The 11,983-nt window shown below is 50.0% G+C and carries 7 protein-coding genes and 1 pseudogene; 1 reads left to right on the forward strand and 7 read right to left on the reverse strand.

From position 1 onward, the window contains the following. The 5 genes from ACR2PX_RS05325 to ACR2PX_RS05345 all read right to left on the reverse strand — a co-directional run. On the reverse strand, positions 1 to 1,474 hold a 1,474-nt coding region (locus ACR2PX_RS05325; RefSeq protein ID WP_433998329.1), incomplete at its 3' end, for a vWA domain-containing protein. Then, positions 1,471 to 2,505, reverse strand: a complete 1,035-nt coding sequence (locus ACR2PX_RS05330) for a vWA domain-containing protein (protein WP_433998330.1) — start codon at positions 2,503 to 2,505, stop codon at positions 1,471 to 1,473. The genes ACR2PX_RS05325 and ACR2PX_RS05330, both read right to left, overlap by 4 nt. After that, positions 2,498 to 2,989 (reverse strand): DUF4381 domain-containing protein, encoded by a 492-nt coding sequence (locus ACR2PX_RS05335; RefSeq protein ID WP_433998331.1) that lies wholly within the window; start codon positions 2,987 to 2,989, stop codon positions 2,498 to 2,500. The genes ACR2PX_RS05330 and ACR2PX_RS05335 overlap by 8 nt, the downstream gene beginning before the upstream one ends. Beyond that, on the reverse strand, positions 2,986 to 3,921 hold the full coding sequence (locus tag ACR2PX_RS05340; protein ID WP_433998332.1) for a DUF58 domain-containing protein: 936 nt from the start codon (positions 3,919 to 3,921) through the stop codon (positions 2,986 to 2,988). Before ACR2PX_RS05340 ends, ACR2PX_RS05335 begins: the two co-directional genes overlap by 4 nt. Before the next feature lie 14 nt (positions 3,922 to 3,935). Continuing rightward, positions 3,936 to 4,898, reverse strand: coding sequence for an AAA family ATPase (locus ACR2PX_RS05345; RefSeq protein WP_433998333.1), 963 nt, complete (start codon positions 4,896 to 4,898; stop codon positions 3,936 to 3,938). 624 nt (positions 4,899 to 5,522) lie between these two features. Here ACR2PX_RS05345 and ACR2PX_RS05350 point away from each other — a divergent pair. Next, on the forward strand, positions 5,523 to 10,349 hold the full coding sequence (locus ACR2PX_RS05350) for an NAD-glutamate dehydrogenase (RefSeq protein WP_433998334.1): 4,827 nt from the start codon (positions 5,523 to 5,525) through the stop codon (positions 10,347 to 10,349). Positions 10,350 to 10,883: 534 nt separating this feature from the next. On the opposite strand, the gene imm40 is transcribed toward ACR2PX_RS05350, so the two are convergent. Together imm40 and ACR2PX_RS05360 are read right to left on the reverse strand one after the other, a co-directional pair. After that, a complete protein-coding gene (gene imm40 / locus ACR2PX_RS05355; RefSeq protein WP_433998335.1) occupies positions 10,884 to 11,231 on the reverse strand; it encodes an Imm40 family immunity protein in 348 nt (115 codons plus the stop codon). Between the two features lie 6 nt (positions 11,232 to 11,237). Further along, positions 11,238 to 11,983 (reverse strand): annotated as a pseudogene (locus ACR2PX_RS05360) (hypothetical protein); the annotation flags it as partial.

Raw genomic sequence — 11,983 nt, forward strand, 5'->3', positions numbered from 1 at the left:
TTTTAAAAATCTTCTGAGCAATAAATGGCGGAATGGGGAGTGGTGGTGAAGGTGAGTGTTGACCACGACGACGACGACGATGCTGTTGTTGCTGTTGTTGCTGTTGTTGTTGCTGCTTTTTCAGTGCATCAACCAGCTTCTTATTGGCTTTGGCATCTTCCATATCCGGTGCCAGCTCCAATGCTTTGTCGTACGCTTTCTGGGCTTCGTCCAGCTTGCCGGCTTTGGCTAGGGCATTACCCTGGTTATAAAAGCCATCAGCGGTTTTTGACTTTGCAAATTCACTGGCAGCCTGTTCGTATTGCTCTGCCTGGTAAAGGGCTTCGCCTTTCCAGTCCGGTCGTGTGAACTTCTCTGCAGCCTGTTCCGATTCCTTGTTATTAAGGGCTTCCATTGCCTGCTGGTTAGTGTTCTTCCAGAGGCTGTCCCACTCTAATGCTTCTGCCGGAGGGGAAGGAAGAATGGCTGCCACCAGAAAGACAGCCAGCCAACCTTTTCTGAAGCCTGCCAGTGCCAGTGGCAACAGCAGTAACACCAGCCAGAAACCCGCGTCCTGCCACTGGTCAAACTGCCGCTCAACCTTGACGGAAGTGTCATTGAGACCGGCTTTAGGCAGAACGACCTTGAGGTCGCTGTCATCCAGTGCCATGTCGGAATAGACGCCACCTGTGGATTGAGCCAGCTGGCGCAGCTGCTGACGTTCCTTCTGAGGAACAATAATGGTGCCCTGACTGTCTTTCAGGAAGCCGCCACCGGGCAGACTGATGGGAGCGCCTTTCTCACTGCCAATACCCAGAATGGAAAGACTGCTGCCATTTTTCTGCAACAGTGAGCGGATGTCACTGAGTTGTTTGTCCGGTATCTGATCCGTGATCAAAAGGATGTCGCCTGCTTCTCCTGCCCCCTGTTCCAGAAGTTGAAGGGCTTGTTCAATCCCTCTCAGAGGGTTATCACCCTGCTCGGGCATGATCTGTGGACTCAGTGCCGGTACCAGATTGGCCAGGGTTCGATTGTCGTCTGTTAAGGGGGAAACAGTGTGGGCAGAACCCGCGTAAGCGACCAATGCAGACAGTCCGTCCTTGCGCAGTTTGAACAGGTCCAGCAGTTTGTAGCGAACCCTTGAAAGCCGGTTGGGCTTAACGTCTTCGGCATACATTTTGTAGGACATGTCCACAACGACGACCAGGGGTTGCAGACTTTTGTTGACGGGCGTAGGGACCTTTTGCCAGGCGGGTCCGGCCAGAGCCAGTACCGCGAGAGTCCAGCCTGTCAGAAGCAGGTAGATGGGCAGTCGGCTTTGCTTTTCACTGCGACCCTGTAACAGATGTTGCAGCAGTTCAGGCGCGATAACCCGTTTCCAGTCTCCGGTTTGTTGCTGTTGCCGCCAGAGTGCAGCTAACAGAATCAGACAGGGAATGAATGCCGTTAACCAGAGTGGCCGCAGAAAATGGAATTGACTGATGAATTCACTCACTGGCGGTTCCTCCCTGGTTGAACAAGGGCTGCTTCAGGGAAGGCTCTCATCGTGGCTATCAACAAACTGAGGATCAGGGCCAGTGCCAGCGGCCAGTAAAAAAGCGCTATGCTGGGCCTGAAACTTTCTTCTTCCTGTTTGACGGGCTCCAGCTTATCGAGTTCGTCGTATATCTTTTCAAGTTCTTCGGTATTTTTTGCCCGAAAATACTGACCACCGGTGAGCTCGGCAATGTCCTTCAATGTTTTTTCATCCAGATCTGCCGACGGGTTGATCCGGCGGGCACCAATGGATGAACCAAAGAAGCCGGGCTGAATCATTTCATCAGCCCCCAGTCCGATGGAATAAATGCGAATATTTTCCTGGGCTGCCAGTTTGGCGGCTTGAATCGGTGTAATCTCTCCGGCGGTATTGGCGCCATCGGTCAGCAGTATCAGTACCCTGCTGTCTTGGGGCCGCTTGCGAAGATGCTTGACTGCCAGTCCCAGGGCGTCACCGATGGCGGTCTTATTGCCTGCCATACCAATTTCGGATTCGTCCATCAGGGTGCCGATGGTCTTCAGGTCAAAAGTTAACGGTGCTTGCAGGTAGGCTTGAGTACCAAACAGGATCAGTCCGAGTCGGTCGCCTTTACGCCTCTCAATAAAGTCAGTCAGCACATGTTTGGTGACAACCAGGCGGTCAACCGATTTGCCCTTCAGTTCCATATCCCCGATTTCCATACTGCCTGACAGGTCGACAGCCATCATCAGGTCTCTTCCTGAGCCTTCTATCTGAACCGGTTCACCGAGCCAGACCGGTTTTGAGGTGGCGAGCACCAGTAAAACCCAGATCAGCCAGGGCGTCAGGGTTTGCCAGCGTTTGAGTGTCTGCTGGTGTTTGGAGTGTTCTCCGACAATATCCGCCAGCCCTCTATAGAAAGGGACTCTTAACGCTGCGCCAGAGGCTCGGGTGGCCGGATTGGCAAAACGGTAGACCAGCCATGGCAGGGGGGCGGCCAATAACATCCAGGGCCATTGCAACTCAAGCATGGTGTTTCCTGATCCAGCTGACAGTCAGTTTATGGAGCTGATCCACATCGACCTCTTGTTTTTGATTCGCTATGGGCATTTGTTGAAAGCGGGCTTCACCCAGAGCTTGTCCGGGTTTCCCGCTGAATTCTCTGATGCCACTCTTTCGAGAGAGAAAGTCCAGCCAGGGGTTGCCATAAAGAGGCGCTACCTGCTCGTCTGAATAAGCATGCAGTGCGGTTTGTTTGAGCAAACGGTTACAGTCATTGGCAAACTGAAGAGCGTCCTGATGTTGTTTGAAGGCATTAAAAATAACATGGGCTTGATTGCGGGCCTGACGACGATAGCGATTTCGGCGAAGGGTACGAACCACCAGCAAAGTGATCAGGGTTATTGCCGCAATGATGACAATGGCACTTATCCACCAGCCGGGAGCCGGTGGCCAGAAGCTGACCGGATCAGGAAGATGGTTGGGCAGGAGCTGGTCCAGAGGGTTCTGTGTCATACCTGCCTCCTGGGGGTTCCCCGGGAGCCAAACCAGGACTGAAGTTGAGTGCCTGTATCCTGATCTGCCCGCAGTTCCAGCAGAGGAACTCTGAGGCTGGCCATCTGGTCTTTCAGTGATGTTTGAAACAGATGCTGTTGAGATCGATATTTCTGGCGCAGATCTCTGGAGCGGGTATCGATGGTTTTTCGGTGCATGCCATTGGTGATGTCGTAGCGTCCGGGCCGGGGTAGTTCAGATTCCAGAGGGTCCGACACCTGGATGGCCCTCAGTTCACAGTGTCTTGATAGCCGGGACAGGTGACGAAAGCTCTCTTCATCCAACTGCTGAAAGTCACTGATTACAAAAATATGAGTTCCCGGGTGGGCAACTCTGCGAGCGTGTCGCAATGCTTTGCTCAGATAGTTGTCTTGTTGCTGGTGAGGAATGCTTTCAGCCTTGAGACTTTTATTATGCTGTTCAAGCTTATTCAGTAAATGCATCAGGGTCTTTTTTGAGCGTTTGGGGCGAATTTCACTCAGTCCCTGTTCATCAAAGATCAGACCTCCAATACGGTCGCTGTGCTGTAGAGTCGCCCAGGCCAGCAGGGCTCCGGCTTCTGCTGCAGTGACCGATTTGAAGTTCAGCTGGCTGCCAAAAAACATGGAGTGGCTCTGGTCAACTAACACCAGAACCGGGCGTTCACGTTCTTCGCGAAACAGTTTGGTATGGGGTTTCATTCTGCGTGCTGTAACACGCCAGTCTATGGAACGAATGTCATCACCGGGCTGATAAGCCCGAACTTCCTCAAAGTTGATGCCTCTGCCCTTGAAAGGAGAGTGACCGCTGCCTGCCAGTAGACTGCGGGAATGATTTTGTCGAAAGATGGCCAGTTCCCTGGCTTGGAAACGGAGGCTGACCAGCTCTTTCAGTTCCGAATAGGCTCCACTCATTATCTGCTCCTGGCTCAGGCAACGGGAACACGATTCAGCAACTGATCAATGATGTGATCAGCATCTTTGCCTTCTGCCTCGGCTTCAAAGGTCAGCAGCAGCCGGTGCCGAAGAACATCATGGGCAACCGCCTGAACATCGTCAGGGCTGACAAAATCCCTGCCGTTCAGCCAGGCTCTGGCACGGGAGCAGCGGTCCAGTGCAATGGTGCCACGTGGACTGGCACCGTAGTCGAGATATTCGCCCAGTCGATCACTGTAGAGAGCAGGGTGACGAGTCGCATTGATCAGTTGAACAATATATTCCTCAACCACAGGCTCCATGTGAACCGCCAGGGCTTCCTGTCTTGTTGCCAGAACATTGGCCTGAGTCAGGGGCGTGACAGGTTTTACCGGGGATTGTTTCATCGCTTCGCCACGGGCCAGCCTGAGTATCTTGCGTTCGGCTTCTACATCAGGGTAATGGACCCGGACATGCATCAGGAATCGGTCCAATTGAGCTTCCGGTAATGGATAGGTACCTTCCTGCTCAATAGGGTTCTGGGTCGCCATCACCATAAACACTTTGGGCAGAGGGTAGGTTTTTCGACCGACACTGACCTGGCGTTCCGCCATAGCTTCCAGCAGCGAAGACTGGACTTTGGCAGGAGATCGGTTGATTTCGTCGGCCAGAACCAGATTTTGGAAAATGGGTCCGGGCTGGAAACGGAAACTGCCGTCTTCCGGGGTATAAATATCGGTACCGGTCACGTCAGCAGGCAACAGGTCGGGTGTGAACTGAATACGGTGAAAACCGGCTTCCAGTCCGTCTGCAAGTGCTTTGACGGCACGGGTTTTCGCCAACCCCGGTGCGCCTTCAACCAGCAGGTGTCCATCGGCCAGCAGGGTAATCAACAAACGGTCAACCAGGTGCTCCTGTCCGATAATACAGCTACAGAGGTATTGTCTGAGTTCATTCAGTACTGAATTGTTAGACATAGAATCTTGAATCCCGGATGGCTCCTGGCATCTGTCTCAAGGCTAAAAGATCGATTTGCCTGACAGCTGCCTGTGGTTATGTAAGTTCGTTATTGTATCCCAACAGCGTCAATCCGCACCTTGAATAAGTTTCCTTTTAAGGCTCGATGATGGTTGGCTGTTATGGGGCGTCCTGTTCTACCTGTTGGTTTGAGTTTTCTCGACCGGTTCTTTGTCTTTGCTCACTGTAAAAGTCCAGTTGGGCAAAGCTTCCGGCCTTTACCTATAGTTCAAGTAGAGACCTTGTAATATAGGTTCAGTGGCCGCCAAGGTCTAGTAGTTCAAGGGAAGCTTTCAGTTATCTGACAGCTTCTTTTCGATTTGTGGACAGAGGCTCAAGGCTCTTTTATAACAGAGCAAAGGTCGATAAGTTGGTAACAGGTAGAGTGCATTTTTCTTTTGACGAGTTTGCGCCTGAAAAGTTTCCTTTCAGGCTGAAAACCTGTTTATTGCACGGATCCTTCGCCCGCTTGTTTTTTTGATCAGGATCAGGGAGCATTCAGAAGCCGTTGACGTAGTCATTTTCAGACTCAAAAAGACGTCAACGGCCCCTGGCAATACATTTTCTTATCCGGAGATGCCAGCATGGGTCATCACGAGACTTTGGAACGGAAGGAGTATTTGGACAAGATTGTTGAGGAGTTAGGTAACCAGATACCCGAGCAACAGAAAGAAGCCCTTCGCGAGTTTGTGTACCAGTACTATTCCATGGATACCCGCCGGGAGTTAAATAAATGCAAACGCCGGGATCTTTTGGGCTCAACCCTCTCGTTCTGGAAGTTCATCCAGTTTCATGACCCCGACCGTCCGGGAATAGAGGTATTGAATCCGGATTACCCTCACCACGGCTGGCACTCAACGCATACCATACTGCGCCTGGTTCATCGGGATATGCCTTTTCTGGTGGATTCCCTGCGAATGAAACTGAATGAGCGGGGCCTGACTGTCCATAACCTGCGCAATACTGTTATTCATAGCCGCCGGGACGGCCAGTTTAATCTGGTGTTTGATATTGACGCTGAGGCATCGGTTCATCGGGAAGCCATCATCTACGTCGAGATTGATCGTCAGGATAATGAAGAGGAACTTGATGTCATTACCGAGCAGGTCGCTGCGGTGATGGCTGATGTTGTCAGGGTGGTTGAAGATTATCGCTCCATGTACAGTCGGGTGGAACATCTGGCCAGCTCCATGATTGGAGGGCAGGCGGAGCAGGTGAAGGAATTCCTGAACTGGCTGTTGAATAACAATTTCACTTTCCTCGGTTATGAGGAGTTAAAAGTCGTGGAGAGTGAAGGGCGGAGGCAGATCATCCGTCCTTCTGATTCGCTACTGGGTCTTTTGAGAACCACTCACAAAGGGGAGATTGGCCAGCTAGAACTGGAGCCCTTTATAGAGAAGGACTTTTTTGAGCAGAAAGACTGGCTCTCCTTCTCCAAGGCTGCGGTTCGATCCAGTGTTCATCGTCCTGCGTACCCTGATTTCATTACCATCAGGCAGTTTGCAGAAGATGGTTCGGTGGTGGGTGAGGCTCGCATTGTCGGATTGTATACCTCTCCGGTCTATCGTCAGAGTCCCTTCTCCATTCCTTATATCAATCACAAAACCCAGGAAGTCATCGAGCGCTCCGAATTGGATCCCAGGAGTCATCACGGTAAAGAGCTGGAGCAGATACTGGAAGTATTCCCCCGTGATGAACTGTTTCAGACGCCCAGAGATCAGCTCTTCACCACGGTTATGTCCATCCTGAGGATTCAGGAGCGCAAAAAGATCCGGATTTATATACGTCAGGATCCTTATGGCACGTTCTGTTCGGCGCTGGTGTTTGTGCCCAGAGATGTATACAGCACTAATCTTCGTATCAAAATGGAAGAGATTCTCTGCCAACGCCTCCACGCTGTTGACTCTGAGTTCACAACACACTTTTCAGAATCCGTTCTGGCCAGAGTGCATTTTATCTTCAAGCTGCGTGGACGCATTGAATACGATCTGGAAGCGATTAATGATGAGTTGACCCTGGCGGCCAGTTCCTGGATTGATGAGGTTCGTTCAGCCCTTCTGGAATCTTACGGGGAAGTCAAGGGTAATAAATTGATTGCCATGTATGCTTCCGGGTTTTCGGCTGGTTATAAAGAAGCCTTTTCTCCGGAGTCAGCCGTCGTTGATGTTGAACATTTTCAACGCATCAATGACAAAGATTCTTTGTCGATGGGGTTCTATCGTTCGTTGGACGATGAGCCAGGCCGGATTCACTTCAAACTTTATCATTTTGTTGAACCCCTGCCTCTGGCAGACCAGATTCCTATTATTGAGAATCTTGGACTCAGGGTACTGGCTGAGTACCCCTACCTGATACGCAAGAATGATGGCCAGGTGATCTGGATTCATGATTTTCTGCTGAGCTATGACCCGAAAAAGTCGGTGGATATTCAGAAAGTCGACAAGACGTTCAAGGGAGCCTTTGAGAAAGTCTGGTTTGGTGAAGCGGAGAATGATCGCTTTAACTTACTGGTACTGGCCTGTGGTATGAACTGGCGCCAGGTGGCGATGCTCAGGTCCTACTCTCGATACATCAAGCAGATTCGAATGGGCTTCAGTCAAAGCTACATTGCTGAAACCCTGTGTAACAATATAAAAATCACCCGTATGCTGGTGGAGCTGTTCGAATCTCGATTCAACCCTGAATTATCCTTATCCAAGACTCAAAGACTGGGTCGGCAGCAACAGATTCAGCAGTCCATTCTTGAAGCGCTTGATCAGGTGACGGTGCTGAGTGAAGACCGCATCATCCGTCGTTTCCAAAGTGTTATTACCGCAACCCTGAGAACCAATTTTTACCAGCTGGGTTCTGATGGTAAAGCAAAGTCGTATATTTCCTACAAGCTGTCGCCAAGGGAAATTCCGGACATTCCAAAGCCTGTGCCGCTCTATGAAATCTTTGTTTACTCCCCGAGGGTGGAAGGTGTGCATCTTCGTGGCGGAAAAGTGGCCCGGGGCGGGTTGCGCTGGTCGGATCGGGTGGAAGATTACCGTACTGAAATTCTGGGTTTGGTCAAAGCCCAGCAGGTCAAGAATGCCCTGATTGTGCCTGTGGGAGCCAAAGGAGGCTTTGTTCCCAAACAGCTGCCCGTTAATGGGAATCGTGAAGCCATTATGGAAGAAGGGGTGGCCTGTTATCAGACCTTCATTCGAGCATTACTGGATGTCACCGATAACCTTTCTGAGTCGGATGTTGTTCATCCTGAATCTGTCGTGTTTTATGACGATGATGACACCTACCTGGTTGTGGCGGCGGATAAGGGAACGGCCACTTTTTCTGATGTTGCCAATGAGATAGCCAAGGAATACGGCTTCTGGCTGGGTGATGCCTTTGCTTCCGGGGGCAGTGTGGGTTACGACCACAAAAAAATGGGTATTACAGCGAAGGGTGCCTGGGTATCAGTGCAGCGTCATTTCCGTGAGCGGGGGGTTAATGTTCAGGAAGATCCGATCTCGGTGATAGGGGTTGGGGATATGTCCGGGGACGTTTTTGGTAATGGCATGCTTTCTTCAGAAACTCTGGAAATGGTGGCGGCGTTTAATCATCAGCATATTTTCGTTGATCCTAATCCGGATGTGGAGCGCAGTTACCTTGAGCGACAGAGACTGTTTAATTTGCCTCGTTCCAGTTGGCAGGATTACGATGCTTCCCTGGTCTCGAAGGGGGGCGGAATCTTTTCTCGCCATGCCAAATCCGTTGTGGTATCAGCCGAGATGAAGGAACGATTTGATATTAAAGCCGGTCGAATGACGCCCAATGAACTGATCCGTTCGCTCTTGAGAGCGCCGGTGGATCTGATCTGGAATGGCGGTATTGGCACCTACGTGAAAGCCATCAACGAAAGTCATGCGGATGTGGGTGACAAGGCGAATGATCCTCTGCGCATTAATGGTTGTGAACTCCGTGCGAGGGTTGTGGGAGAAGGTGGGAACCTGGGCCTGAGTCAATTGGGAAGAGTTGAGTACTCGCTGCAGGGTGGAGCACTGAATACGGACTTCATTGATAATTCCGGTGGTGTTGATTGCTCTGACCACGAAGTGAATATCAAGATTCTTCTTAATGATATTGTCGCCAGTGGTGACATGACCGTGAAGCAGCGAAATAAACTGCTGGAAAGCATGACGGAAGATGTTTCAAGATTGGTGCTCTCTAATAATTATCACCAGAGTCAGGCGCTTTCCCTCGCAGAATCAGAAGCCCGGTACCGGATGGATGAGTACAAGCGTTTCATGGAGTATCTGGAAGGGGAAGGAAAGCTCGACCGGTCCATTGAATTTTTGCCCGATAATGAAGCCCTGGCAGATCGTGTGGGGGCAGGCCAGGGATTAACCCGCCCAGAGCTGTCATTGCTGATTTCATACAGTAAAGCTGACCTCAAAGAAGCCTTGATCAATTCGGACGTGATTGATGAACCCTATATGATCAATGAGCTGCATACATCATTCCCGGGAACTCTGGTTGAGAAATTCTCTGAGCAGATTGATCAACACCGATTAAGAAGAGAAATCGTTGCGACCCAGATAGCCAATCATATGATCGATATGATGGGCATCACTTATGTACTCAGGGTTCGTCAGACCACCGGAGCCAGCGCACCGGAAATCGCCCGTGCGTTTATGGTGAGTCGGGATGTTTTCCATATTTCAGATTATTGGCATGTCATCGAAAATCTGGACTATCAGCTCTCAAGCAGTATGCAGCAGCAAATGATGGTATCCCTGATCAAGCTGACCCGTCGAGCCAGTCGCTGGTTTATCCGGCTTAAACGACAGGATCTGGTGGCTGCAGAATGTATTGAGCACTTTGGGCCCTTGATTAGCAGCTTTACCGAATCTTTCACAGAATACCTCAGCGATTCCGAGAGAGAAGAGTTGGACAGTAAAATGGCTCAGATGGTCAGTCATCAGGTGCCGGAAAACCTGGCCAAGGTCGTCTGTGGTCTGAGACATCTGTTGAGCGCCTTGCCCATTATTCAGGCAGCCGACCAAACCGGACAGCCTATTGAAAAGGTCGCCCAGACTTATTTTGCTGTGGGCGAACGTCTGGAACTCAACTGGTACAGCATACAGCTGGGTAATATAGAAGTGGTCAATCACTGGCAGTCATTAGCTCGTGACAGTATTCGGGACGAGTTGACCTGGCAGCAGAGAGCGTTGACGGTAGCCTTACTCAATACCGAGAGTGAAGAAGAAGAGCTCAACCTGAAACTGGATGAGTGGATGATGCAACATCATGCGCTGGTGGCTCGGTGGCAGGGCATGCTGTCCGAAATTCGAAATGCCAGTGTGCACGAAATGGCCATGTTTACTGTGGCTAATCGTGAGTTGATGGATCTGGCTCAGGCCAGTATGCATTCGACGACTCATTATTAAGAGGATTAAGGGATGTTCTGCCCTTGACGAAGAAAAACGTTTGGCACAGAAATTTCGTGAAATGTTGAACTTCTCGCTCAGCTATTTTTTTGGCTGACACATTTTCTTATTGCATGGATCTGACGAGAAAATGCTGTCATGGCGGGTATGAGCTAGCGAGAAGCCGACGAGCGATGTTCGTTTATTTTCGTACACAGCTAAAAATAGAACTTTTCTGTATTTCCAAGGTCTCCTAGTGCAGCAAAGCGCTGTACCCCATACCGTTCGCACTGAGCCTGTCGAAGTGCATTGCCAGCATCCTTCGACAAGCTCAGGATGAACGGAGTATGTATGAGAATTAACGCTTGGCTGCACTAGCCCGGATATTTCATAAATTGCTGCGATGCTCGCGCAGAACATTGTGGCACTAAGGAATTTGGCGATTGAGCGCCGTACTGGTGTGTACGGTCGATTGAGCCAAACTTCCTTAGTGCCGCAAGGGGCAGGCGAGGGCGCACGCGAATTTACGAAATATCCGGGCTAGTCAAAGCGGCTTTATAAATTTTCCGGGCTAGACAGTACAACTAAAACAAAATATGCTTTTTCTCTATTAGGGAGTGTGTAGTTTTTTATGTAATCTGTGGCCACAAGAATGCTTCTTTTGGAGAAGTCATCAAGAGTTTCATTACTATTTCGATCACAATGCCAACTGTCATAATTCAGCTCAGGATTTTGTCCTTTTATAGAGCATACATCTCCCCCCAGAACAATAGCTTTCTTTATTTTGAAATATTCAAGCGCACTTAATGCCTGTTGTTTTGTTAGAGCCCAGTTATTGATGCCCAGACTTTCCAGCGAGACTCCACAACAAATTGCCTGTTTTATATCTTTAGACCACACCATTTTTTATTATTCCTTTTTCGGTTTAAACAGGCGGTGATTTATCAGGCCGTCTGGTTCTTTTATAAATTCGAAGTGGCCATCTTGTCCTTTATAGCTTCCTGGAATTTCAAGTTTTTCTCTTAAAACGCCATCACCACCAGTAAGTTTTGTAATGACTCCTGTGTCCTGGAAGGCCTCTACACTGTCAGGGAATGCGTGGAAATCACCTTGAGTCATTTGTAATTTAACTTTATCTGTATATCGAGTGCCTTTGAAAAAATCGGCAGTAGAGCATAGCTTTTTTACGCTTGTCCCCACAGGTGTTACAGCAACGATCTTCAGCAACCCACTCAGCTCATCCCTCAGGTTCTGATCAAGGTTATTCCAGCTTTCGCTGATGACTCTTCCTGTTGCTCTGTCCAACAGGTCGACCTGTTCTGCGACAAACTCACCCTGCACTTCCTTTGAAGTGATCATGATGGCTGACAGGATTGGGTGGCGATCCATCACAAACCCTACGATATTATCATGAACTTGCTCGACCCGGTCTACAAACCGTGACAGTGGGTCTTCACCCCGGCCAATGGTCGCTAAAGCCTTTCGAAACTTGAAGCTTTCCCAACTGTTTTCACTCTGGCCACAGCCACCTGCCGGACAATGGTCTTGTGAAGGAGGAGGGAATGTTGATCCATGACCTGATACCGTTTCTCCAGGAAGTCGGTTTTGCAGGGTATCATGATGTGCCTGCATCAGGTTGTCGGGCAGAGGTGCCT

Origin of the sequence: Endozoicomonas sp. (assembly GCF_051008435.1) — a bacterium.
Taxonomy (GTDB): Bacteria; Pseudomonadota; Gammaproteobacteria; order Pseudomonadales; family Endozoicomonadaceae; genus Endozoicomonas_A.

Excerpts from the sequence above, each read along its gene's own strand:
- ACR2PX_RS05330 (WP_433998330.1), bottom strand. The coding sequence starts at position 2,505 with ATGCTTGAGTTGCAATGGCCCTGGATGTTATTGGCCGCCCCCCTGCCA.
- ACR2PX_RS05340 (WP_433998332.1), bottom strand. The coding sequence starts at position 3,921 with ATGAGTGGAGCCTATTCGGAACTGAAAGAGCTGGTCAGCCTCCGTTTC.
- imm40 (WP_433998335.1), bottom strand. The coding sequence starts at position 11,231 with ATGGTGTGGTCTAAAGATATAAAACAGGCAATTTGTTGTGGAGTCTCG.
- ACR2PX_RS05335 (WP_433998331.1), bottom strand. The coding sequence starts at position 2,989 with ATGACACAGAACCCTCTGGACCAGCTCCTGCCCAACCATCTTCCTGAT.
- ACR2PX_RS05345 (WP_433998333.1), bottom strand. The coding sequence starts at position 4,898 with ATGTCTAACAATTCAGTACTGAATGAACTCAGACAATACCTCTGTAGC.
- ACR2PX_RS05350 (WP_433998334.1), top strand. The coding sequence starts at position 5,523 with ATGGGTCATCACGAGACTTTGGAACGGAAGGAGTATTTGGACAAGATT.